A 25790-nucleotide genomic window follows, 5' to 3' on the forward strand; every position below is an offset into this window, starting at 1 on the left:
CGGCGAACCAACGGGGCAGAGGGAACTCTGTCTTCCTATGAACTACTTGCCCTAATTTACACGCTCCACGCCCAAACCGCGAAAGGTAGGTCCATGAAATCCAACACCGCCCCATCCGTATGCGACACAAATGTTGCTGCGCGAATCGCTGGCGAAGACCTTAGAAAGGGAGACTTCGTAACGGCCCTAATCGAAATGATCGAACTACCATCGTTTCTTTGGTGTTGTGACTCGACTGCGTCTCCAAAGGATGAGTTGATTCGATTACGTTATCTCCCGGTGGACGCAGGCGAGCCTTTCAAGGTACTCGCGGTATGCCTACCGTTCGTGTATACCAAACGAGCTAGCGGCAAACTAAGGACCTTGGATACTCGAAGACATCAGCTTGTCCGACTCGATAAACGGAGCGGAAAAAAGATCTGGAAACGCATGCGTGGCAACGCATGATACGATGGAGAACTTGACACTTCGCATGACTTAGGAACGAATGGATGAACGGACCATCACCGAACAATCCCTATCCCATGCCTGGGTTTCCACAAGTCGGCTTTCTCAAGCCTTTGGTTCGGAACCCAATGATTGAAGTCGGTGACTACACGTACTACGACGATCCGGAAGGACCTGAGCACTTCGAATCTAAATGCGTGCTGTACCACTTTCCATTCCTCGGGGACAAACTCATCATTGGAAAGTTCTGTGCCTTGGCTCGTCATGTCCGGTTCATTATGAACGGAGCCAATCACAAAATCAGCGGCTTTTCATCCTTTCCGTTTTTCATATTTGGGGATGGATGGGAGTCTGCCACACCCGCAGCAGGAGACATGCCCTACAAGGGCGATACGGTAATCGCAAACGATGTTTGGCTAGGCTACGACGCGTTGATCATGCCAGGCGTCAAGATCGGGGATGGTTCCATCGTGGCATCGAGATCCGTCGTGGTGAACGACGTCCCTCCCTACTCGATCGTGGGTGGGAATCCTGCAAAAGTCATCCGACAGCGATTCCCGAGCGAGATCGTTTGCGAGCTTCTGGCAATTCAGTGGTGGCATTGGCCTATCGACAAAATCACTCGTAATCTACCCGCCATCGTGGGCGCCGACATCGATTCGCTTAAAATCGCACAGTAGGGGCGTCGCCATCCATCCGCGACGATTCCACTCAGCGAAGAATCCTCTCGGACAGAAATCCCCATCCATGAGACCGAACCAACCATCCTCCGTTAATGCGATGCCCCCGAGAGATGCCCACCAACGAGGATTGCATCGCACCATGACTCTCGGCGGGGCCTATGCATTGCGAAATTACACCGTCAAACATTTGCAAGACTTGAAAGGCAAAGCCGTTCTCACCGAGACCATGCCTTTTACGACGAGCGAGGCTGTGGCTGCCGAAGAAGCTGGCATCGATTTGATGAAGGTCAAATTCGATCCCGCTAACCCGGCCAATGCCATCGCGATCCGTCACGCTGCACCCCATACCTTCATGACTTTCTGTATCGGTTTAACCAAGATCGCCACTGCGGCCGAAGCAATTCGTGCGGGGTACGATGCGATGGACATCGGGGCCGACGGAATCATGTGTCAGTGGGGGCCAGAACTCATTCGAGCGGTCGCAAATGCCGGAATTCCAGTGCAAGCACACGCTGGCCTGGTCCCCCGACTGAGCACCTGGACCGGTGGCCTCAAGGCGGTTGGAAAGACGATCGAGGAGGCACGATGGGTTTTCCAGCAGGTTCAAGCCTTCGAAGAGGCAGGGGCTTGGGCCGTCGAGGTGGAAGTCGTTCCGGCCGATCTGCTGACCCAAATCTCGCGCCGCACCTGTCTGGTGACCTCCTCGATTGGCGCTGGTAGTGGCGGAGATATCCAGTTCATGTTCGCCGAAGACATCTTGGGAAATCATGCTCCTCCCTTTCCACGACACACCAAACAGTACCGGAACCTTTACGCCATGGAGCAAGCCATACAACAAGAACGCGTCGGAGGTTTCCGTGATTTCATTTCCGATGTGAAAAACGGACGATTCCCCGGCTCTGAACATATCGTCAAAACTCCCGATGGATTGATCGATCAATTCCTTGCATCCCTGGAAAGCAATCCAGACCAATAACGGATGCAGTCGGTTTGTTGAAACTCAACGAGGAACAGCCACCGTTCCAGACAAAACGTCCAGAGGTGTCCGTCGATACCAGATCAAGGTCGTTGCCAAATAGGCCAATGGGATGACTACAAAAACTCTCTTCAAAACGGTTCCCCATCCGAGGTAGTCGTATCCCAACTGGTTGCAATATGAAATCGCAACCACCAAAAGAAGCATCGGAACATAGAGTAGAACCGCTCGCCACAAACTTCGTACAATTCCCAAGTGACGGCCATCGCGTCGCAGGTAGCAGATGCCCGTGAAGTGTTTAGTGATTCCGCCAAAGGTGAGAGTGGTCCAAAGCACACAGATTGCCATTCCTATCCCGACGATTAATAAATCGGGTACAGGATCCTTCGCCTTCGGCAGCTGCTTGCTCCGTTCCACACTCCCCAAAATGGATTGAACCAACTCCGAATCCATCTGCTCTTGCCCGAATGTCACTTCCACAACATTCATGGGCCCCGCCGTTATCTTGATCGGATCCTCTGCATTGCGTTCTCCGGCATCGCTCTCCCCTGCTTCCACTTGCTCTGCGGGGAGTTGCTCCAGCCGTTTCGAACCAAAAATGGGCGGAGCTTCGAGGTTCAAATTGGGGATGCTTGTCAAGATCATCCTTTCCAGCGAACCCACGCGATCTAGCGCGACTGCCATTCGATCCGTTTGAAGCGCTAACGCTTCTTGAATCTCTTCTCGATTCTTTGGATCGCTCCAGTAAGACCTCTGCTCCTCGGTGGCGAATTTCCAGAAGTCTGAAAACAGTTTTGGTTGCTCGACGTATACCGCTAAGGATTTCAATCGGCGAATCTCTCTGTACAGTCCGTCTGCCATCAGGATGACAGAAGGAACGACCAGCATAATGATTGCGAGGAACATCCATGGCGACATCAATCCCAATGAGGCTGCTGCCGAGACGAATCGCGAGCTCGGTGTCAGCTCATGCGATTGCTTGTCCACTTTCTCGAGCATGCTCTTCAGCTCGGCCGAAGTCGGAGCATTGGCCCTAGATCCAATCTGCTCTAACAGCCGCATCCCGCTCAGCGGAGGAAGGGACTCGATTGGCAATAACGAACCACTACCACCCGTAAATCCAGCTTTTTTCCGAAGTCGATGGCGCGGTGGAAGCCCCAATTTGGAAACCAACAAGACAAGGTCCGAATAACTATCCTGAGAGACGCAAAGGTCGACCTGACTAAGTCGCCCTGCAGAATCCACCCACAATTGTCTTGCATCGATCCCTTGAAAGTTCCCGACTTGTAGACCTAACCCCGATGCAGAGGAACGAGGTGACGGGGCAGAAGCATCGAATAGCTCAGCTACTTCTCCCAGCATGGAACGGGTAATTGGCCACGGAAATTGGGTCCCCTGTTTCGTACATTCCAAAATGGGCATACCCTCAGGAGCGACGAATGCAAACCATCGGCACTTTGGCGTTGAACCTTCTTCGATGAAACGCAATCGGAAGGACTTGGGTTTATGAATTTGACGTTCATCGAATGACGCTGCTGGATCTGTTAAATAAGCGATCCAAATCGCTCTCTCTAGTTGCTTGTCCACACCTGTAAACCATCGGACATTCGAATCCGACGGCTGACAATCCATCTCACCCGTGATTTCAAACCGACCAAGCTGGGACGGAATGCCCTCTGCAGATATCTCTGGGGCTCGAATGGGTAGCGTCCACGCCGGCAAATCAATTACGGAACGAGCGGTTGCGCGCAATCCCGTTCGCGTACGGCACTCGGTACCGCTAATCCAATCGTTCGTGAGCTGCCGATGCCCGGTGTAGGTCCAAGTCGCACAGAGGATGGCAATATTCAGAAGAAACGTTGCTCCGATCAACAACCCTTCCACCGCAGGATGCATCTCAGGAAAAATGATCTTCACGGCAAGGAAGACGAAACTGGAAGCAAAAATGGCGAAGGCGGCTCGAGTCACTATTCTCCAAAAGCGCGGTTTCCCCCCCGTCTTGGCATCGACGACCCTAACACGCAGCGCAGCCTTGCCAAGCGTCGCGGAAAAGAGAGACTCACAAAAAACATAGTACGCGAAGACGACGAGCATCCCCAAGACATTCGTCCAAACCGACTTCTGCTGCAATTCACGTGGGTCAGACAAGGAGAACATCAGGACCGCGATGAGGGATGTCAGAATGAAGTAGTCCAACAGCCACGCCACCGACCGACGCGATAGGGAGGTGGGTTCTGGCACCGGTTCGATGATCGCTTGCAGATCGCTACGCAACGAAGCAACGCTCGCGTAGCGTTTGGATGCGTCGCGAGAAAGCCCCTTCATCACAATCTGCTCGAGCTGCGGAGGAACATCGATACCCGCCGATCGAAAGCTGGGAGGATCCGAGGAAGCGATTCGTGCGATGACTTGCGCGGCGTGTGGAGATTCGAAAGGTGCTTTTCCGGCTAACAAGTAATACAACGTCGCGCTAAGCGAATAGATATCGCTTCGGGCATCGACCGTTTGTCCGAGAAGCTGCTCCGGGGAAGCAAACAGAGGCGTACCGAGAAAGGCACCTGTCTGGGTTAGCTCTGAGTCTGATACAAGTGATCGGGCCAATCCAAAGTCACCTATCTTCACATTCCCATCGTCATCGAGATAGCAGTTGGCTGGTTTGATATCTCGGTGGATCATTCCCAGCGTGTGCGCTTCGACAAGCCCATCCACGCACTGGAGGATCAGGCGAACCGCTTCGGCGTAAGGCAACGGGCCTCTCTTGAGAACAAGATCCTTGAGAGTTTGTCCGGTCATCAGTTCCATCGCAATAAACGGAATGCCGGAGTCCTCGTCGACTCGATGAACAAACACGCAATGCGGATGGTTGATCTGGCTGGCGATCAATCCCTCCTGTTTGAATCTTGCCAATGCCTCAGGAGAACGAGCCAAATCAGGCGACAACAACTTGAGAGCGACCGACCGCCCTGTCGAATCGTCTGCACGAAAGACGCGTCCCATACCTCCTTGCCCCAGCATCTCTCCCAACTGGTAGCCAGCAATCTGGCGAAGTTGCTTTCGTCCAGTGCGCTCCAGATTCTCCGATTGTTTCGTTTGGGAACTAAACGCGCTCGTCTCGTCGGCCTTGGGTTGGGAATCAAATCCACTTGTCTCGTCGAGTACGTTGCGAACCTCGTTGGCTCCTTTTGGAGTAAAGGGCGACTGATCAGATGGTTGGTTGGACATGAGAACCCGTGAAAAAGCGAGTAAGCGGACAAACTGAGGCAAACAAGTCCGTGTGCAGTGGCGACCCGAGCGACCGTACCGTTTCGAATCGCCCAAACCCCACCACCTGGGAACATGATACAGGTTTGTCCATTTCCCAGCACGCTCACCATGTAGAATGCTTCGAGCGTCCTCCAACCATTTACTTCCTGGGAGCAGAATTCGTGATCATCGGTAGAAAGGTGCAACCAAGGTTGCTCGTCGCCTCGTGGCTGTTCGGCGTTTTATCGTTGTGCGAGATGGCTGAGGCGGGGGATCATCCCGCATTTCAGCCGGTGAAGGAACTGTTTGCCGCGATGTCCAAACACGATGGAGAGGCGATGCAGCAGACATCAACCGACGACTTTCAATTGCTCGAACATGGTGAAGTGTGGACCATGCAGAAACTGATCGATGCAGTCCAACCCAAAGGAAAACCCTACGAGAGAAAGAATTTCTTCCGCCAGATCGACGCTCGACAGCAAGGCAATATGGCGTGGGTAAGTTACTGGAATAAAGCGGAAATTCAGCGAGACGACGCGACGCGGACCGTTGTCTGGCTCGAAAGCGCGGTCATGATCCAAAAGGATAATCGCTGGCAAATCCAGCTGATGCATTCCACCCGCTTGGATCCTGACAAACACCCCAAAGATATCCAGTGGGTCCCGTTTCTGAAAACCCCCTGACCAAAGCTGTCGACCACTTACGAGCTTACTCGCTTTTGCTCGGATTCCATGAACTGCACCCAGTCACCATCGTCCCCTTGAAGTGCGCTCAGAAAAAGCCAGTTATCTGGGTCGACGTAAACGATAGTGTCCCTGTATTTGCCGATTCCGGTTCCGTCGAATTTTGGACCTTCGGTATAAAGATCGAGCTTCTTGCCAAATTCGTCCATCGTTCCGCGATATGACCAAATACTTGACATCATGGAGCTAATAAACGTCCCCACGTACTCCTTCTTCTCCGTATCGAATCCAACCGTGAGGAGGTTGGACCATGGAGTCGTGTCCGATGACACGTCGCCACTCGATTCTGCCAGGAACCACATGCTATGAAGGGTCCGGCAAACCATCGTGCCAGATTCCGTTGACTCCGAGCCGTCCGGCATTTTGCAGGTGTGCCGAAATCTCCAAGTACCGACCAATTGCTCTAGCCATAGATGCTCACCTTGAGGCTTTGCAAACATTGAAAATACTCCGTGTCCTCGAGTTCGAAAATTGAATACTGGTCGATCTAGCAGCGAAAGAATCGACAAAGAAAACACACTTTACCCGATTTTCCTGTCTATCCGCCTGCCGTTCGATTTCCAAGAGGGAAAATGGTCGTCATGTGATTACCGACCAACGAAGACGCGCGAGGTTGACAAGATATCGAGAACAATACTGGTGAAAATGGCACGACCTTTGGTCAACCAAGCTGCAGCGAATGCCCAGACAGCCACCCATTCGGTCCAGAATAGAAAATTGAAGTCATTGAGCCACGAACGCCAACTCCAAGGCATGAGAAATAGATACGCGCCCATCGTGAGCAACGCAACTAAGATGACCACTCCGCTCAAACGGTAAACAAGGTTCCGTTCATAGTCGATGCGCGACAGGACATTCGCTCGCTGTCCCTCTGGCTCAACTGGAAAGTGGTACAAGGAATAGAAGGCCAACGTTAAAAAGAATCCACCTCCGAAGAGCGTGTGAGCATAACCCACAAAGGTCGTCTGAAATAGTGGATCGCTGTTCGCATCGAGCGGGCAGAGTGCGACCCCGAGCGCGAAAAAACTTCCTACTCGGCCCGTCCATGTTTCGATCCAATCGTACCCTCGATAGCAAAATAAAAAGACACCTATCGCACACAACGAGCCAACGAAAACGTCACGCAGAACCGTGTGGTAATAGCTGCTCATGTTGTCCTGAATCTGTATCCCCACCAATTGACCCACTGGCCCCAGGAGCAGAGGCAGCAGCAGTCCGATGTACCCGATCCCACGTCGTATGCTCAAATAGGAGACGACGATCGTTCGGGAGCTTTCCGATACATTTTCAGGTAATTGATGATGCGAAGTCATTTAGAACCGTTCTGTCGGCTAGCAGATCCAACAGGCTCCCATACCACCACGAAGGCATCAGACTCTTTCACCCACCGCCGCTTGAACAAACGCAATGATTCGCTCGTTGAAACGGTCGGCGTGACTCACGTTGATGCCGTGAGGTCCACCAGGGATGAGTTCAAGCTCCGAATGGCGAATCGCCGCATGCGTGAGCTGCCCCGAACCTTCGAAAGGGACGACTGCATCCGAATCACCATGAATGACCAACGTAGGAATCGTTACCTCGGTCAGATCGTCCCAAAAATCGGTCGTAGAAAAGGACTTCATACATGCAATCGCAGCCGCAGGATCGCTCTCCTGACACATGGCAATTGCCTTTTGTATTTCTTCTTTTCCAACCACAACATCCCCTGATACTTCATAGAATTTATTGACAAAGCCTTCGAAGTAGCGGTCGCGGTCTTTCTGCAATGCAGCCAATTTTTCGGCTGCAGTCGCGGAGTCCAATGGCCCCTTGGGGTTATCTGGGGTCTCCGCCATATAAGGGGTCACGGACGCTGCCAATACAAGCCCTTGCAAACGTTCCTCGCCATGTCGCGAAACGTAGCGTGCGACTTCACCACCCCCCATCGAGAAACCGAGCAAGACGACTTGATGCAATCCAAGCTCAACCAATACCTGCTCCAAGTCGTCTGCAAGGGTATCGTAATCGTAAGGACCATTGCCTTTCTCAGACGAACCAAACCCGCGACGATCATAGGCGACAGGCCTCAACCCCGCTCTTCGGAACGCATCGAACTGATACTGAAAGGACTCGTGGGACAGCGGAAAACCGTGGATCATGACGATCGGCGTTCCTTGTCCACCACTATCTTGGATATGAAGATGGATACGTTTCATGGCGGAATGGATCCTGTCGTTGCGTAAGGTTTTTAGGGATGGTTGGATGGCAGCTGAACGATTACCAGATACTAGGCATGCGCCATGGCCATGAAGTTCAGCCGTCGCTCGGCAAGTCTCGTCAACGCTTGATTACACAACCCTTCTTCGTTGAGCGTTTCTTGAAGGAGATCCGCATCCTTCTGGCGACCCAACTTTTCTGCGTAAGCACGCGCGGTCCCATATCCTGCCATCTCGTAGTGCTCCACCCTCTGAGACGCTGCAACCAGGGCGGCATCCAAAACATTACTGTCGGCGTCCCCTTCCAGCAGGCTCTCGCCTTCCTTAATCAACCCTTCCATCCCAGAACATTTGTGCCCGCCAGGCTGGTAGTCGAGACCTGCGAAGATGCTTTCAAGACGTTTCACGTGCATTCTCGTTTGCTTCAGATGGTCTGCCAACGCCGCTTTAAGATCCTTGTCCGTCGCTGCCTTCTCCATCCGCGGCAACGCTTCCAACAGCTGGTTTTCTGCGCTGTAAAGATCTTTGAGTTCGTGAACGTAAAGTTTTTCCAAGGAATCGAGTTTCATGACCGATGCTCCGTCAAGTTACATGGGGAAGGTGAATTCGCCGATCGACCCGAGCACTTTGCAGATTGCGGCACCCGCAACGCGTTCGTCTCAAGCCACCTATGCCATTCGCAAACCGTGTGCCGATCCTTGCGAGGATTGCGTGTCGATAGTCGCAGTCGCTAAATGCTCTGCAGGGTTTACGACTCAACCCGTCCACGAATCAACCCGTTACATTCAATGGATACCATTCCCGATCTCGTACATCGATCTTCACCACATCTCTCGCGTCGCACGATCAAGCTGGTCGTCTATCTGCCTTACTGATCGCTCAGGAATCATTTTTCGGCCACCAATGGTTCTTCGCGACAATCGAAAGGGATGGTTGGAACTTCATGCAGCGATTGAACGTTGGACGCCCCTTGCGCAGCGCACTGAACAGTACCAGCCGTATCTTCTGGCACGCAACCTGCGACACGCAACCTGTATGGAGTGCCGAATCGAAACAATGGCATCCGGGATGAGCAGAAAGGAAACTAAGTGAAACTGACTTCAGACTTTCCATTTTGGTTGCTGAAAAACGGCATGATACATAGCTATCCATCGCTTGCGCAGAACATCCAATGCGAAGTCCTTATCGTCGGAGGAGGTATTACGGGCGCGATCCTCTTCGATCAATTGTCGTCGGCTGGATTGGAGACCGTTCTCGTCGATCGCCGCGACGTTTGCAGCGGTAGCACCTCTGCAAGCACAGCGCTTTTGCAATACGAGATCGATGTATCCCTGACGGACATGCAAGCGCTGATCGGCGAGGAGCGAGCTTCGCGTGCTTACACGCTATCCCATCAATCGATCGACATGCTTGAGCAACTCGCGAAATCCCTGGATGTCGACGTAGGTTTCGCGCGTCGAACGAGCATCTACTTGGCGGACACGCGGAAAGCTGCATGGAAACTAGCCAAGGAGGCTCGAGCCAGGAAAGCGATCGACTTGGACGTCTTCTACCACGACAAGACATCCACGAAGGAGCGATTTGGTTTGGAGGGCGAAGCGTCACTCTCGAGCCAACAAGCCGCCTCATGCGATCCCTACCGATTGAGCCATGCCTTGATCCATCGAGCCGTACAACGCGGCGGCCGAGTATTTGACCGTACGGAAATCGTCAGCCGCAAAACCCGTGGCACCGAGACGGATCTGCTAACAAGTGAAAAGGTCAATATCCAGGCAAAACACGTCGTCTATGCAAACGGTTACGAGTCCAAGACGATGATCCGCGAACCAATTGTCAATCTCGATAATACGTACGCCCTCGTTTCGGAACCCATGCTGGACACTGCCCCTTGGAGTGCCGATTGGATTCTTTGGGAGGCCAAGGAGCCTTATCTCTATTTGCGCATCACCGACGACAATCGTCTATTGGTGGGCGGAGAAGATGACGCATTCCATAGCCCTTCGAGACGTGACAGATCAATCAATAAGAAAGCCGCAATTATCGAGAAGAAGGTTCGCGCGCTATTCCCCGAATGGAAATGGAAGACTGACTACTGCTGGGCTGGGACGTTTGGTAAAACCAAGGATGGTCTCGCTTATATTGGTCGAACCGACGAGGTTCCGAACGCGTTGATGGCCCTGTGCTTCGGAGGGAACGGAATCACCTTTAGCGCAATCGCAGCAACGATGATTCTGGAGTTCCTCCAACATGGCGACTCCCCCGATGCGGACTTGTTTGCGTTCGGACGCTAGTTCGTCCTGCCGATTTTCGAATCAACGCCCTCTTTCACCGTATGGCCTGCATCCATTTTTGAGAGAAGCCCCCATGACATCAATCGGTAAGAAACGCAAAACTGTCATGTGCTAACTTCTCGTCATGACAACGGTGGTACTTTCCAATCGGAGATGAACTTGACTCCGAGCTCAAAAGTCGTGCAGTTCCCAGGGATCGAGATTCTACTCTGTCCCAACGTCTTTCTACCTTACTCATTGCGACCCTATTAATAAGGAGGGGCGAGACGTCGGAAACCATGGCAGAGGACGATCGCTAGGAATAGCAGATTTCGCATGAAGATCATCCCAGGATTGACTCGGGGTGCACGACCGGGCTGTGGAACTGGCCACGACTGGGCAAGATTTGTTCCGAGCGCCTCCATCCAGTGAACACTTCGAGGGCATTCCCAAATGCCCATGATCCATTCAGCTGGAATTCCTTCCTTTCCAACGCGTGCTCCCACAATTCCACCAACAATTGCGGCAGTTGTGTCCGCATCGCCACCACAGGCGATGGCCTCGCTCACCGCCTTGTGAAAGTCGTTTGGAAACGAGAGCCAACAATGGATGGCAATCGGTACGGTGTGATAGGTGTAACCAGAAACTCCGCGTCCCAAACCGAGTCCATGCGCGAAGGATAGAGTCGATTCGTTCTGAGCCACAGATCGGATGGTGGATCGAAGGATCTCCACCCATTCGGTTGCTTCGCGAGGCAACGACTGGGAAACCAGTTCAAGCCATCGTTCCGCTTGGATGTTTTCATATCGCGCCGATTCGCGTGCAGCGAGCGCCACCGCGATAGCTCCATATTCCGCTTTGGGATCCGAATGCGTTATCAGCGAGGACGCTCGAACAAATTCAAGCAGTTGCGAGACATCGTCCATCGTCGCACCCAGTATGGGAGCACGCATGGCCGGGCCGTTACCAGCCGAATAGACCCCTGATCTAGATGGGCGGATTCCCAACCACAACTTGATGCAACTGTGCGCCGTCGCTTTCCCAACGCCCGCGGGCAATGCCAAGATCCACCAGCGCAGTCGGGAAGCAAATCGCCTCGAAAAAGCTTCCACATGGTCACCGGATTCGATGAGAGATTGTGACACCATGCATGTATGCTCGGTATCGTCCGAAATCATTCCTCGGCCAAGCAGGAATCGATAACGGATAGCGGGCGCTAACAGCTTCGAAGCACGACTCGGCGACATCCCTTCATAGGGCAAGCCCAGGGCATCCCCCACTGCGGTGCCTAGGATACACCCAACGATTGCTTTCTCGCTCGCCATGACGAAATTGGCCTACCTCGCTTCAAGACTCTCACTGCACCCGTGGGAATTCTATCCTTTTTTCGAACTCGCCGTGCACCGCAGAAGATCCTCCCCGGTTCCCCACCGTACCCGCGGCACTCCAATTCCTCGTAACCCCCGTTGGCTGTGAATGACCACTCCATGCTGTCCCGATACATGCTGTTCCGATACATGGCGTCCTAAAGCGTGGCGTCCTAAAGCGTGGCGTCGATTGGGGCGGTCGGGAAGGTTTCGACATGACAATCACCTTCGCGGCCGAAGTAAACGACGCGACGCCCGGTGATTTGCACGAAGTACCCGACGCATCCTGCCTCCGATGTCTTCCGAAGAAATTCCAGATAGGTGTGTTCATTTCTCTGGCTTTGGCGTACCGCAGATTCCACATCTGCCCCCGAGAAAGTCTTCGCGATCGGGTACCAAGGATGTGGAGTGCTGACCACATACGACTCGCTGTCCGACAGATAATACGTCGTTTCTCGGCGAACATAGTCAGCGTGGTACCGTTCGACACCCATCGCTGCGAGCTTCCCCACAATCTCGGGGAATGTCAGCACTCCATTCAAAGAACCGACGGCACATTCTTGGAGGATCTCATTCAGTTGGCAATCCATAGGTAGTCCTTTCAATCGAAACCATGTCTCATTCAATCGGTGAATCTTTCCAACCATTCTTGCGAACGATGCCCTCCAGTGTGCTCACTAGGATGCGACGTTCGTCCGCTCGGAGTTGACCGCGAAAACCAGCCTCAGGGGTGCCGTTCAATCCGTTTTCGTTAGAATGTCGAGTTCAGACCGTAAACCATTCCATCGAGCTCGATGCGATCGCGAGTAAGCCATGACTATGGACGACATTCCACACTTCAACGACCGGCTTTTGGTTGCGATTGGCGCTTCGGCAGGTGGCCTCAAGGAGATTGTGACGATCGTTGAATCCCTGCCAACTTGGTTCGCAGGAACATTGGTAGTGGCAACGCACCGAGATCCTCGCGCTCCGAATGTTCTCGCAGACATCCTCACGAAACGGGCTCGAATACGTGTCGATGAACCCGAAGATGAAGAACAATTGGAATGCACGACGATCTATGTGGGCAAAGCCAATGAGCGAGTCGAAGTCGATAACGCGGAATTTAGTATCGAGCGAGATTCATCGAATTATGCACGCCTGCACCGCATCGACGACCTATTCGAGTCGGTAGCGAAAAGTGCAGGCAAGGATGCGGTCGGAGTCATCTTGTCCGGTATGTTGTCGGACGGAGTCGAGGGCCTCAAGGCGATTCATGACGCTGGCGGATACTGTGTCGTGCAATCCCCAACGGATGCGGAATTTCCCTCCATGCCGTCCAACGCGCTATCGCGGGTCGATGTCGATTTTGTGGGCACGGCACAAGAAATAGCGAGCTATATTATGGAGATTTCACTAGGCCGTAACTGTGTCTGAATTACGCCTTGTTGTCACGACTCTTTAGCTCGTAAGCCACAATCGCCGTGAGCTGGGCGAAATTGACAGGCTTGCTGAGATAGTTGTTGAAGCCGAGCCTTAGTAGACGCTCCTTGGTGCCTTTCATCGCATCAGCCGTAAGGGCGATGACCGGAGTTTCAAATCCGCGTCGTCGAATCTCTAAAACGGCTTCCTCGCCCGACATGACGGGCATTTGGACATCCATCAACACCAACTCAAAGGGACGTCCTTCGGCTTTGGCTTTCTCGATGAACTCGACAGCCTGTTGTCCATTCTCTGCAGCGGTGATCGAACAACCGGCACGCTTAAGAACATGCTCGGCAATGTAGCGGACGTCTCGCATATCATCGGCGATCAAAATCCTCGCATCTAACTTGATCTCTGTTGAAACCTCCGCCGATTCACTCGCCACTTCCTGTTCAAACGTCAACGAATCAGAATGCAAATCCGTGTACTCGCCGGCTTGCCCGACGGGCAAGGTAAACGTAAACGTGCTCCCCACTCCAAGCTGGCTGTCGACCGCAATTTGCCCCCCCATCGCATCGAGCAGGCGCTGGGTGATGCTCAAGCCGAGTCCGGTTCCGCCATAGCGATGGTAGATTTGGTCAGACGCTTGGGAGAAGGGTTGGAAGAGCTGCTGCTGCTGTTCCTCCGAAATACCAATTCCGTTATCCTTCACCTCGAATCGAATGGTCTTATCGTCGACCATCGACACACGAACTTCTACCTTGCCCTCGGGAGCAAATTTCAACGCATTGGCGATCAAGTTGATCAGAATCTGTCGCAGACGAGCGCCATCGGTTTGTATGGTTCTGGGCAATTTGCCTTGGAAAACAAAACGCAATTCATTCTTGTATTCCCGGGTTCGTATTTGCATCAAACGATCGACTTCTGCCAGAGCGGCTGTCAATTCGACGACACAACATTCAATCTTCATCTTGCCAGCTTCGATGCGTGACAAGTCTAAAACGTCGTTCAAAAGTCGCAGAAGATAGTGACCGTTTCGCCCAATGGCTTCCAGCTTTTCCAACGCATCCTGATTATCGAATTCCTGGCGAAGAATCTCTGTAAATCCCAGAATTGCAGCCAATGGTGTGCGCAGTTCGTGACTCATATTCGCCAAGAATTGGCTCTTCGCCAAACTTGCTGAGTTTGCCAAATCGCGTGCTTCTCGAAGTTCCTTCTCAACGGACAATCGGTCGCTGATATCGATAAAGGTTACCACCGCGCCCAATGTCTTTTCGTTGATCCGAATTACATGGCTCCAGTATTGAACCGGGATCGAGCTACCATCTTTCCGCCAAAAGACCTCGCTAAATTGGGACGTCCGCCCTTCGTCGTGAAGACAACTGTAGATCGGACACTCCTCGATTGGGTAGGCAGATCCATCTACTTTGGTATGATGAATCAGAGCATGCATGTTCTCCCCGATCAGCTCTTCGGGAGACGCGTAACCAAGCAACTCCGCTGCAGCTGGATTGCAAAACGTGCAATTGCCCAATAGATCGACACCGTAAATGCCTTCGGCCGTCGAATCCAACAATGCCCGAATCGTCTGTTCACTTGTCTCGACGGCAGTTTGAAACTCAATCTGTTCGGTCACGTCGTTTTGGACGCCCACGAAATGGGTGATTCTGCCGCGTGTGTCTTCCACGGGCGAAATATTGAGCTCATTCCAAAATCTTCGACCGTCTTTGCGATAGTTCAACAACCTCGCTTTGGCTGTCTTCCCCTCCCGCATGGCCTCTCGAATCTTTTGAACCGATTCCGCACTCGTATCTGCCCCTTGGAGGAACCGACAATTGCGTCCCTTCGCCTCGTTGAACGTGTACCCCGTCATCCGGCTAAAGCCCGGATTAACAAACGAAATTGGATTATCGGGCAACGTGACGTCCGTGATAACAATCCCATTCTCAACGCGATCGATGGCACTTTCCAGCAAGCGTCGATGAGATTCAGCCTCCAAACGGGACGTGATATCCCTGGCTTGACAGTAAAGATAGGACTCGCCGTTTAATACGACGTACGTCAGCGAAACTTCGACGGGATAACTAGACCCATCCTTGCGTATGTGGCGAGACTCAAAAATCTGCCCCCCCTCTTTCTGGGCAGCTTCAAAGTGCGTCTGGTACTTTGTCAACTCAAACTCCCGATCGAATCGAGCTGCAGGCATTCCCTCGATGTCTTGAGTGGAATAACCGAGATTCTCAGCAAGCGACGAGTTGCAATACGCAATTCGCCCCTCGCTATCGGTAAGTATCTGAGCATCATAGGAAGCATCGCACATGTATTTAAAGCGAGCCAAATCAGCTGTCGCTTTAGCTAATGGCTGCACATTGATGAACGCCACCACCACTCCGAGAATTCCGCTCTGTGTCCAATACGGCAAGGCGCGAACGAGATACGCGTCGCCATCCACTTTGATATCCCATTCCCGCTCGGCACGCTTGGACTTTACCTCCTCCAACCGCGTCATAAATTGCTTGTCACCGATGCGTTCCAGGAAACTTCCAAAACTACGCCCAATATCATGTGGCTCCATGTAAAACATCCGTCCAACCGCTGGCGTGTAGCGACGAATGTAAAAATCGCTATCCAGGAACACGACGCCCACTCGTGTGCTGGCTAGCAAATTATTCATGTCAGCGTTCGCCTGATCTAACTCTGTTAATCGGCGCTGATGTTCTGCATTGACCGTGTAAAGCTCTTCATTGACGCTGTGCAGCTCTTCGTTGGTGCTCTGCAGTTCCTCGTTGGCTGCAACCATCTCTTCGTTCGTGGCCTGCAACTCTTCGTTAGATGTCTCCAGCTCTTCAATAGTGGCCTGCAAGTTTTGGCGGCTGTAGTCTAAATCTCGTTCCAGCGACTCAATGCGACTTTGGTTCATGTCGCTGACCGAAACATCCTGCACCGGGATCTCAACATCTCCAACTCCGCTGGAAGGCTTCTGTTCGCTTTCGAATTGCACGAGCAAACAAGAGGATTTAGTGGCTTGGATGGTCATCGGTGTCACCACCATTTGCACATAGCATGGTACATCCGACGTCGGATGCTCTATCCCCTGGTAACGCACGGAAGTGTTATCGCGCTGAGCATGTCGCAGAGCACCGGCCAACGTCGGCTTCATCGATGGGTGAATTTGATCCAGCAGATTGGTCGAAGGACGCCCAGCTACGATGCGCAAAAAACTCTCGGCGCCGGAAAAGACATGCAAGATTTCAAAGCGATCATCCACGACAACGCTCGGCGGCATGAATCGCCGCAGAAGTTCGTCATAGAGCGGAGGCATAAGATCTCGTGCGTCGGGTCGAGTTGCCTCACGACTCATACCTCGATTTGCCTGAGGCAGAATCAGTCCACTGGAATTCAGTGGCATACGAAGGTCCACCGGCAATCGAATATCGCGACGCTTCCGATAGATTTTCCAGTGCGGATCAATCGGCTCGAACTCGTCGCTGATGTCGCCCGGCGATTCGCTCGGTCCCAAGAAAAGAATGCCGCCCAACTTCAATGCGAAATGGAACAACGAGAGCGTCTTTCGTTGAGCCGGAGGCTGAAGATAAATCAGCATATTGCGACAGCTCACCATGTTCATCTGCGTGAACGGAGGATCGGTCAGCACATTGTGCGGAGCGAAAACGATCGTTCGCCGTAGATCCGACGTCACCATGTATCCATCGTCTCTCGCGACAAAATACTTGTCCCGAAGCTCTGCCGAGACTTGATCCAGCGATGACTTGGGATAGATGGCCGTTGCCGCAAATTGTAGTGATCGCTTGTGGGCATCCGTGGCAAAGATCTTGAACTCAATGCTCTTCCCAGATTGTTCAATCGCTTCGGACAACAGGATGGCCAGCGAATAAGCTTCCTCACCCGTAGCGCATGCGCAAACCCAAATTCGAATGACACCGTTCTTGGAGTTTTCGATCAATTCAGGAATGATCGATTGGTTGACCAACTGAAAAGCCTCGCGATCCCGAAAGAACTTGGTCACGCCAATCAGCAAATCCTTGTACAGCTCATCCAGTTCGTTGCTGTCCTCCTGCAGTAGCTCGACATACTCTTCTAGATTTTTGCGATTGGTATGTTCAATGCGTCGCTGCACGCGCCTCCCCACCGTACCGGACTTGTACAAGGAAAAATCAATCTTGTGCGCACGTTGCAGCAATTGGAAAACGCGTGCCAATCCTTCCGATTCGATTTCAGTAGCCTCGTGCAATTGGTCGCTGCGCGTTACAGGAAGTCCGTGCTCGTGAAAGCCTTTCAAGGCAGCACCGATCTCTTCCGGAGCAAGTACCAGTCGAACTCGCCCCGTATCACACGCGTTCGTCGGCATCGCATCAAAACTGCAAGTTCTCGGATCTTGCGCAATGGTCAATCCACCCTGTTGGTCGATCTCCACGACGCCGCGCGAACCATCGCTGCCGGTCCCGCTCAAAATGACCGCTGCAGACCGACTGCCCGCATCTTGCGCCAACGATCGAAGGAACTGGTCGATCGGGTGTGTCAAAACCTTTTCGGACGCGCGTTCGGTCAGCAAGAGCTTCCCATTGCTTACCACCATCTCTTTCTTCGTCGGAAGGAGATAGATCGTGTTCGCCTGAATGATCTCGCCGTCGGTAACCACTTTGACCGGGATGCTTGTCACCCTGGACAACAATTTGTCCATGTGGCTTTTGAAGTCTGGTGAGAGATGTTGCACTATGACAAAGGCCATCCCCGTATCAACCGGCATGACGGAAAACATCCGCTCCAGGGCATCGAGACCACCCGCAGATGCCCCCACACCGACGATGATGGACTTTTCTGGGGGCAGAGCGCTCGCCATCGAATCGACTTCAATCGACTCCCGGTCGCTCGGATCGGCGACTTGCGATTCAATAAATTCAGTCGCCAACTTACTACGTGGAGCTTCATTCATTCCGAACATCTTGGCCTGTCGTAATCTCGAACTTCGCACTGGCCGGAACAGCCGATCCGGCCGTGCTAATCGACTGCGACTACGGTCTGTTTGCTTGAACTGCCTGGCAAACTCGCCCCCAGATTAGGACTGTGGCTACCGCGAACGAAAGGTTATCATGGGCTTTCGGTTGGCCCATTGTAGCACTGCACTCTCCCAATTGAAAAGTCGCATGAATAGGTTCGCCCCTATTTGTAGACCCCAACCTGTTCTTTACTCCCCTTTGATCGCGCGCAGGGGACAGAAGGAATGGAACCGCGAGGAAGGTCCCTAGTGCGGGATTCGCAATCTTCTCCCGTTGCCCTTCGGAGCATTCCGAGCTTCCAATCACCACGAAGATCGGTCCCGATGGTCGAGTTACGCAAGTGGTCGCTGATCGCTCACCTACCCACCCATCTCTGCTTGGAGAATGGGGACAATCATCCTGCTCCTCCCCGCGACTCCTGGGTAAATCATTCGATTGGGTCGCTAAGCACCATGCCGGGCCTCGGTCTTGCCGCGACAAATTCTCGAACCGAGCAGCAGATGGACGAGTGTGGACTACTTCCTGTGGCTGCGGGATATAAATTCTTGCGCTACGAGATACAAACCGGCAATCGATTTCACTTCGTTCTACAGTAGATATTCCTTAGTGGATACTCTTTGCCCACTTAGCGCTGCGCTGTCGAATGCGTGCTGCGGCGGTGTCCAATTCGAGCCTCGAATGCCGACAGCGAATCGCAAGCTCAGCGCCCTTTCACGCGTTAAACCGGTGTCTTTCCACCGGTGCATCCGAAGACTTCGGCGGTCACGTAACTCGCTTGCGGACTTGCTAACCACACAAATAACGGAGCCAGTTCAATCGGCTGGGCAGGTCGACCAAAAAGCGTATCCGCACCGAACGATTGAAATTTTTCTTCCGGCATCGTCGAGGGAATGAAAGGTGTCCAAACGGGTCCTGGCGCGACGGCATTGACTCGAACGCCTCGCTCCATGGCAAACTTCGCCAACGCCTTGGTCATCCCAATCAACGCGGACTTCGATGTGGCATAAGGAAGTAGCATATGCGACGGATTATAGCCTTGAATGGAAACCGTATTGATGATGCTTCCGCCAGGTTGGATGTGCTGGAGCGCTGCACGCGATAGCCAGAAGGGTGCATAAACATTCGTTTTAAAAACACGATCAAAAACCTCAGTGGAAAACTCCTCCAGCGATTCCGCCGTATCCTGAAACGCTGCGTTGTTGACCAAAATATCCACGCTACCCAATTTCGAAATGGTATCGTTGATGATCTGTTCACAGAACGACTCTTCTCGCAAGTCTCCCTCAATGGCTATTCCCTTTACCCCGGCATCGTTGACCCATTCGATCGTCGAGTTCGCATCTTCACTCTCAGATAGATAGTTGATTGCGACGTTCGCCCCCTCACGAGCGTAACAGATCGCGATTGCCCGACCGATTCCACTGTCTCCACCGGTCACCAATGCATTCAGCCCGCGAAGCCTGTTGTGTCCACGATAGCTATCTTCACCGTGATCGGGCGCAGGATTCATCTCGCGATTGAGACCGGGCATCTCGATCGCTTTCTGTTTCTTGAACGGTGGGACTGCATACGCAGTCCTAGGATCGACAAGATTGACCTCATGATCGGTCTGACTTAGTTTGTCTGAAGTAAGCATCATACAGGCTCCACGAACATAGGATCCGACTCGTCCCAAAACCGATAGGGTCGAGCGTGACGAATTTGGTGGCGTAGAACGCAAAAGCTGGACCTTTGACAACAATTCTCGGTGTGTTCGCTCTCGGCGAGAATTGTTGGACGATCCCATCCTCCTCCGTGATACTTCAACCACCAGCCTTGGCAGGTCAAGCTCCTTCCTGGATGCTGCGGTTCCAACTTTCTTTCGAGTCCGCGCCTGCTGGAGCTTGGAGAATCTAGACAGCGAACAGTCGCACTGGCATACTGGCATACTGGCATACTGGCCTTGCAATAAACACTCCGTGGAGCGCTGAGACACAAGTTGCTGGAGAGAGCCACGCATGAAGTGAACCATCGAAAGCAAATGGCTGAAAGTCGCCGCGCTTCTGGCCAGCCTCCGTTGACGATCTAGAGTAGGGAATTCGCATGACCGCAGAAGAAATCGTCGCGCATCTCAAGAAACTGGGCAATGAAGGAACGGCAAGAGTCCTTCGCAATCATGGCGCTCACGATCCTTGCCTGGGCGTCAAGATCGGCGATTTGAAGCCACTGCAAAAGCAACTAAAAAGGGACTATTCGCTTTCGCTAGCGCTTTACGACACCGGAATTTACGATGCCATGTATCTTGCTGGATTGATCGCGGACGCCGAACAGATGACGAAAAGCGATCTGGCCCGCTGGGTCAAAAATGCGTCGAAGCCCATTGCCAGCTATGTTGTCGGACCGATCGCAGCATCCAATCCGACCGGGAGGAGTCTTGCACTGGCCTGGATCAAATCCGACAAGGAGATTCAGAACATCGCCGGTTGGGCCACACTATCGGCCGCTGCGAGCATTCTCCCCGACGAAGAACTTGATCTCGATGAATATCAACGCCTGATGGCCGACGTTGAAGACAGAATCGTCACCTCCAAAGACGCGGTACGATACCAAATGAACTCCTTTCTGATCTCGGTTGGGAGCTACATCTGTTCGCTCACCAACGCTGCAATCGAAGCTGGTCATCGGATCGGTAAATTGAAAGTCGACATGGGAGACACCGATTGCAATGTACCGTTTCCACCCGATTACATAGAGAAAGTGAAGGCCCGAGGCGGGATCGGTAAGAAGAGGAAAACAGCGATGTGCTGACTTGAATTCCCCCCGCATCGCGCTGTTGACTCCGCGAAGCAATTGAAAAGTCCCTGGTGACACTGCCACGAGAGAATCAGGCGCTCGCATTGGAAATAGTCAAAATGGAATACTAGCCCTCGATCAAGCGAAGCTTGGTTGAGTTCGTTTGAGATTTTCGTAAAAAAACCTGAAACCTTCCGGTGTTTTTGCGGTTTAACGAAGTAACAACAAATCGATTAAGCCACACACACGGAGGGTTTCAGGTGAAGTTAAGTTTCGCAAAACGTATCGGTGCACGCAAGAAGCAAATCCTGAAAAGGCTCGCAGTAGCAAGGGAGAATCGATTCTCTCGTGGTATCTCGAATCCGAATCCCGTTCTCGCTTCCAATTCTGTCAAATACGAACTTGCAGATCGTACCCATGCCATCAGCTACGCTGGTGTCTCCGCTATGCTCAAGCTCGCCGGGCATGTCGGATTGACCGATGCCATCAATCATCGTGTCCAACTCTTAAAGTCACATGCTCCTTATCATGAATCCGACCACGTCCTCGCGATGGTTATGAATGTTCTATGCAATGGATCGAGGCTAGAGCATTTGGAGCGTCTTCGAAACGATTCGACATTCCTCGATGCGATCGGTGCCGATTCGATTCCTGATCCAACCACGGCGGGCGATTTTTGCCGTCGATTCCATCAATCCGACATCGACTCCCTGATGCAAGCTATTAACGAAGCCAGGATCAACGTATGGAGGCAACAGGATGATGCGTTCTTTGACCAAGCACTTATCGATGTCGATGGCGTTATCGTGGCAACTACAGCCGACTGCAAAGAAGGAATGGATATCTCGTACAAGGGGAGCTGGGGATACCACCCTTTGCTGGTCAGCTTAGCCAACACCAAAGAAGTACTTGCGATTGTGAATCGCAGCGGTTCGGTCCACAGCGCTCACAACGCGGCAGCCTACTTAGATAAGGCGATCTGCACTTGTATCGCTGGAGGCTTCCGGCGCATTCGAATGCGAGGGGACTGCAAGTTCTCGCAGACGGAGTATCTCGACGGATGGGACGCCCTGGGAGTACGCTTCCAGTTCGGTTATGAGGCGCGAGCGAATCTGAAGGAAATCGCAGACAACTTGGACGCGTCGGCGTGGAAGAAACTCACCCGCGCCTTGCCAAAAAACAAGACCAATGAAACTCGTACCAAACCCACCAATGTCAAACGCCAAATCATTCGGGAACGCAATTACGTCCATCTGGAGTTACTACATGAGGAAGTGGCCGAGTTCGAATACCAACCCAACGCCTGCGAGAAAACGTATCGAATGGTGGTTGTTCGGAAGAACGTCTCCAAAGAGCAGGGCGATGTTCGGCTCATCGACGAGATCCGCTACTTCTTTTACATCAGCAACGACATGCCCTCGGTATCGAGCGAGGATATTGTTTTTGGCTGCAATGACCGATGCGACCAAGAAAATTTGATCGCACAACTCTCCGGTGGAGTTCGATCGTTGTGTGCTCCAGTAGACAATTTGGAAAGCAACTGGGCGTATATGGTGATAACGAGTATTGCATGGAACCTAAAATCCTGGTCTGCACTACTGACCCCCGTGGTGACTGGGCAAGAGCAAGAACATCAAGCAGAAAAGAAACGGCTCCTGACAATGGAATTTAAAACGTTTCTGTCCGTGTTCATTCATGTGCCATGTCAAATTCTACGACATGCCAGGAAAACGATTCATCGGCTCCTGAACTGGACGGACTACACATCCGCATTCTTCCGATTGTGTGCTGTACTCAATCTGTAGCATCGAATCGCTAGCACGGAAACGAGCTAGCAAGAAGAGCTTGGGGCATCGTAAGTCCGAAGCGAACCGTAACCGAAACGCCTAACCCAGATAAAATAAAACGATGGAGAGCAAGCAATTGAAAAAAAGCGACCAGCATTGCTGGCTCGGTGACCGCTGCGCAGCGAAAATCAAGCTAAGACGAACAAGCGTTCGCTTGTTTGAGGACTAGCTAGGTTGTGGAAAAGACGGGAGCTACCATTCATTCACTCCCTTGTATTGCGGCCCGAATTAGTACGGATTCGGAAGGTGGAGAGGCAAGGGCCCCTTCTAAGACCTTTTTAAAATCGTCATGGGAGCCTACGTCGATAGCAAAATCATAAACGGAGCTGCCGGAGGAATTGTATATAGACTTTACACCTATATCGACCGACTCATGTGTACTCCACGCAACTTCCGATCGGTCGATTGGTACTTTGCCATGGTGGAGTCTGAGCATCAGACGCACGCCAGTATTGTCGCTGTAGCGATACGCGCTTAGGGTGGCACCTCTCGCACCATGCGGCAGGTCTCGTATTAGATTGGTGAGAAGCGCAAAGAAGTTGTCGGCATCAAGCAGTTTTCCCTTGTGACTTTCCAAATGCTCTCTCACAGTCTTGTCGGGTGGAGTCGATTTGTTCTCAAATTCAATCTCGGTGACTTCGTTCGCCATTTGAGAAGCAAGTTTTCGAAGCTCTTCTGACGCTGGATGATCGGGGGCGAGAGTTCTCAGTACATCGCCTATCGAACTCAGGGCTGGCAATCCCAACCGTTGTAATTCAGTCATGGGTTGTTGGCACTCCACCCATGTCTTCGCATTCGCAATTCTAGCTAACTGAGGTTGGGTTTGTTCCTTTGACAGTTGTGCGACAATGACACGTTCAGGAGTTGGCAAAGCTGGCAAATTCTGGTGTCGTCGCCATGAATTTTGAATGGCCTGTACTTGTCGGTCACGCTCATGCAGAGGGGTGAGAGCATCAAACCTATACTTCTCATCAAATCGGACGGATAACACGTAGGCAGACATATCGCAAATCCGCGGGTTGGTAGTATAGGAGTGGCCATAAAATCCGCCGGACGACCCCAACTGCGGTTCTGTATCTTCAAGACAACCAATCAGAAACTCTTCAATGGCGGATTCTACAGCTGGGTCCTGATGATGGCGTTGCTCTCGACTGTCGCCGTCGTGGTATTTGGCAGGATTAAATTCCGAAACGACATCAAATCTTAGATCGACAGAACGCGATGGAAATCCAGTCGATAATGCCGATATGGCGTCCGAGCTTCCGCAATTCGCGAGAAAACGTGCCACAACGCCTTCCTCTCCACTTGTGTTACCCGCTGAAGCAGAACGACGCCATTCCTGAATCATTGAAGGAATCGGATCTGGGTGCTTCCGACTAAGCAATCCGTTCGCAGCAGCAACTCGTGTCGAAACTCCTGGGGCCTTGTTCATTTGCTCCAGCAACAAATCTTGGACGGAATCGTCCTCCAATGAAGAGACCAATTCGACTAGCTTTGTGCCGATCCAAGCTTGTTCACATTTCAGGATTCCTTGCCGAATCGCAGCGAATGCGTCGGCAGGATACTTTTCTATAAGCCGTTTAGACTGGTAAATGGAGTTTTGGTTTCCAAGTGAAGCAGCTTCAATCAATACCTGCCTTTCTCCCTTATCTTTGATTTCGTTCCACCAAAACTCTATATTCCGCTTCACGTCAGATTTTTGCTGATCTCTAAACCTCCTTTGAGCTATCTGCGCGATGATGGCTTCGGCACATTCGCCCACCGATAGCACGCGATGTGAAAAATAGAAGTCTCGATGGAATTCGACGCTTCGAGTAAACCGATTGTCGTCGATTGCATTTATCAATTCAGGAACAGCGGCAAAACCAATGCTTCGCAGTTGAGCAGCCGGACTTTCCTCCCCCCTAGGGTCGTCAAAAACATCACACCAACCCGGCTGACTCCACTGCCTTCCATTTTGGTCGCGAAGTTGAAAAACAAGTTCCGCGATTAGTTCCTTGTCCGTCATGGCAGTCAGTTGCTTACTGGGCAAATGTGTCCGATCTTCCGCAACCATCGTTTCAAGAATGGACACTGTTTGTCTAACGCGATCGGTTTGCCTGCTATCGGGGAAGTGTTGCAGTATTTTTTGAAAACTCACAAGCAAATCTGTCCTACTGGTCTTAAGTTCACCAAATTCCAGGAGGGCTCGCCATGTCATTAAGTATGCTAAGTCTTCTCGAAGTGCCTTATCGAATGAGTCAAACTTGCTAGGAAGTTTCGCTGCTGCGTCGAGCAATAATTGAGCCTCGGCTACGCAATTCTGCGCCAAACATGTACGAGCTAATGTAAACAGCTTTACCCGTCCGGAATCCCTGTCACCCAACATGTGCATGTTCTGTTTTTCTGGATCTTCGAGCTGCTTTAGTTGATCCGTAACTTCGGCCCGAAGGTCTCTCAGCTCAAATACAACTTGCTGGTGTGAGGGCGTATTTGCAATTGATTTGGAGAAATGTTGCGTCTCTAGATCAAGGGTTAGAATGGTGAATGATTCCCCACGTTCCTCCAACAACAACGCCAACATGTGGTCTTGGGTTGGCGGCTCATTACCGACATGACTCCAAGCCCCGGTAGCGACACGAACAAGCTTCAAGCCATCAAACCGTGGAAACGGTAGTTCATCAAACCAGTCGACAAGCTTTCGGTCCGGCTCCCTCAATGGTGCCTGCGCAAGTCCAAAACAAGCGAGCATTTGAGTGACGGCGAAAAATGCGAGTGTGGTCATTTGTAAATTGCGTGACATTGGAGATTCCCTTTTCGAAGGCGTTCAAGCCTCAAGCATTCCT

Annotated in this window: 19 protein-coding genes; 9 read left to right on the forward strand and 10 right to left on the reverse strand. The window is 52.1% G+C overall.

What is annotated here, in order from left to right:
• Window positions 1-93: 93 nt before the first annotated feature.
• The 3 genes from SH467x_RS01875 to SH467x_RS01885 all read left to right on the forward strand — a co-directional run bounded on the left by SH467x_RS01875 (window position 94) and on the right by SH467x_RS01885 (window position 2106).
• Window positions 94-447, forward strand: coding sequence for a hypothetical protein (locus SH467x_RS01875; RefSeq protein ID WP_482369622.1), 354 nt, complete (start codon window positions 94-96; stop codon window positions 445-447).
• Between the two features lie 44 nt (window positions 448-491).
• Entirely contained in the window at window positions 492-1127 is a 636-nt protein-coding gene (locus tag SH467x_RS01880; protein ID WP_482369623.1) for a CatB-related O-acetyltransferase, read from the forward strand.
• Between the two features lie 67 nt (window positions 1128-1194).
• Window positions 1195-2106 carry a 3-methyl-2-oxobutanoate hydroxymethyltransferase gene (locus SH467x_RS01885; RefSeq protein ID WP_482369624.1) on the forward strand — a complete coding sequence of 304 codons (912 nt, stop codon included), beginning with the start codon at window positions 1195-1197 and terminating at the stop codon, window positions 2104-2106.
• 24 nt (window positions 2107-2130) lie between these two features.
• On the opposite strand, the gene SH467x_RS01890 is transcribed toward SH467x_RS01885, so the two are convergent.
• A complete protein-coding gene (locus SH467x_RS01890) occupies window positions 2131-5328 on the reverse strand; it encodes a protein kinase domain-containing protein (protein ID WP_482369625.1) in 3198 nt (1065 codons plus the stop codon).
• Between the two features lie 8 nt (window positions 5329-5336).
• On the opposite strand from SH467x_RS01890, the gene SH467x_RS01895 reads away from it, so the two are divergent.
• On the forward strand, window positions 5337-6032 hold the full coding sequence (locus tag SH467x_RS01895; RefSeq protein WP_482369626.1) for a nuclear transport factor 2 family protein: 696 nt from the start codon (window positions 5337-5339) through the stop codon (window positions 6030-6032).
• 17 nt (window positions 6033-6049) lie between these two features.
• Here SH467x_RS01895 and SH467x_RS01900 read toward each other — a convergent pair whose 3' ends face one another.
• From SH467x_RS01900 to SH467x_RS01915, 4 genes are all read right to left on the reverse strand, one after another.
• Window positions 6050-6532, reverse strand: a complete 483-nt coding sequence (locus tag SH467x_RS01900; RefSeq protein ID WP_482369627.1) for a DUF1579 domain-containing protein — start codon at window positions 6530-6532, stop codon at window positions 6050-6052.
• Window positions 6533-6679: 147 nt separating this feature from the next.
• Entirely contained in the window at window positions 6680-7405 is a 726-nt protein-coding gene (locus SH467x_RS01905) for a hypothetical protein (protein WP_482369628.1), read from the reverse strand.
• A 57-nt stretch (window positions 7406-7462) separates the two neighbouring features.
• Window positions 7463-8287: an alpha/beta fold hydrolase gene (locus SH467x_RS01910; RefSeq protein WP_482369629.1), complete on the reverse strand. Its 825-nt coding sequence runs from the start codon at window positions 8285-8287 to the stop codon at window positions 7463-7465.
• A 71-nt stretch (window positions 8288-8358) separates the two neighbouring features.
• On the reverse strand, window positions 8359-8856 hold the full coding sequence (locus SH467x_RS01915) for a YciE/YciF ferroxidase family protein (protein ID WP_482369630.1): 498 nt from the start codon (window positions 8854-8856) through the stop codon (window positions 8359-8361).
• 519 nt (window positions 8857-9375) lie between these two features.
• Here SH467x_RS01915 and SH467x_RS01920 point away from each other — a divergent pair.
• Entirely contained in the window at window positions 9376-10578 is a 1203-nt protein-coding gene (locus SH467x_RS01920; RefSeq protein WP_482369631.1) for an NAD(P)/FAD-dependent oxidoreductase, read from the forward strand.
• Window positions 10579-10826: 248 nt separating this feature from the next.
• On the opposite strand, the gene SH467x_RS01925 is transcribed toward SH467x_RS01920, so the two are convergent.
• Together SH467x_RS01925 and SH467x_RS01930 are read right to left on the reverse strand one after the other, a co-directional pair.
• A complete protein-coding gene (locus tag SH467x_RS01925) occupies window positions 10827-11882 on the reverse strand; it encodes an ADP-ribosylglycohydrolase family protein (protein WP_482369632.1) in 1056 nt (351 codons plus the stop codon).
• A 215-nt stretch (window positions 11883-12097) separates the two neighbouring features.
• Complete coding sequence (locus SH467x_RS01930; protein WP_482369633.1) at window positions 12098-12514, reverse strand: DUF1398 domain-containing protein; 417 nt, start codon at window positions 12512-12514, stop codon at window positions 12098-12100.
• Window positions 12515-12737: 223 nt separating this feature from the next.
• Here SH467x_RS01930 and SH467x_RS01935 point away from each other — a divergent pair, with 223 nt between their 5' ends.
• The gene (locus SH467x_RS01935; protein WP_482369634.1) at window positions 12738-13340 is read left to right on the forward strand and encodes a chemotaxis protein CheB; all 603 of its coding nucleotides are present in this window, start codon (window positions 12738-12740) and stop codon (window positions 13338-13340) included.
• Window position 13341: 1 nt separating this feature from the next.
• On the opposite strand, the gene SH467x_RS01940 is transcribed toward SH467x_RS01935, so the two are convergent.
• Entirely contained in the window at window positions 13342-18282 is a 4941-nt protein-coding gene (locus SH467x_RS01940) for a chemotaxis protein CheB (RefSeq protein WP_482369635.1), read from the reverse strand.
• Between the two features lie 387 nt (window positions 18283-18669).
• On the opposite strand from SH467x_RS01940, the gene SH467x_RS01945 reads away from it, so the two are divergent.
• Window positions 18670-18942: a hypothetical protein gene (locus SH467x_RS01945; RefSeq protein ID WP_482369636.1), complete on the forward strand. Its 273-nt coding sequence runs from the start codon at window positions 18670-18672 to the stop codon at window positions 18940-18942.
• A 122-nt stretch (window positions 18943-19064) separates the two neighbouring features.
• On the opposite strand, the gene SH467x_RS01950 is transcribed toward SH467x_RS01945, so the two are convergent.
• Window positions 19065-19985, reverse strand: a complete 921-nt coding sequence (locus tag SH467x_RS01950) for an SDR family oxidoreductase (RefSeq protein ID WP_482369637.1) — start codon at window positions 19983-19985, stop codon at window positions 19065-19067.
• 443 nt (window positions 19986-20428) lie between these two features.
• Here SH467x_RS01950 and SH467x_RS01955 point away from each other — a divergent pair, with 443 nt between their 5' ends.
• Entirely contained in the window at window positions 20429-21133 is a 705-nt protein-coding gene (locus SH467x_RS01955) for a DNA alkylation repair protein (protein ID WP_482369638.1), read from the forward strand.
• Window positions 21134-21378: 245 nt separating this feature from the next.
• Window positions 21379-22923, forward strand: coding sequence for an IS1380 family transposase (locus tag SH467x_RS01960; RefSeq protein WP_482369639.1), 1545 nt, complete (start codon window positions 21379-21381; stop codon window positions 22921-22923).
• Window positions 22924-23164: 241 nt separating this feature from the next.
• Here the strand turns inward: SH467x_RS01960 and SH467x_RS01965 are convergent, their stop codons facing one another.
• Window positions 23165-25747: a hypothetical protein gene (locus SH467x_RS01965; RefSeq protein ID WP_482369640.1), complete on the reverse strand. Its 2583-nt coding sequence runs from the start codon at window positions 25745-25747 to the stop codon at window positions 23165-23167.
• Between the last annotated feature and the right edge of the window lie 43 nt (window positions 25748-25790).

The organism is Brakhagea slesvicensis (genome assembly GCF_052161625.1).
In the GTDB taxonomy this organism is placed as follows: Bacteria; Planctomycetota; Planctomycetia; order Pirellulales; family Pirellulaceae; genus JBKCUI01.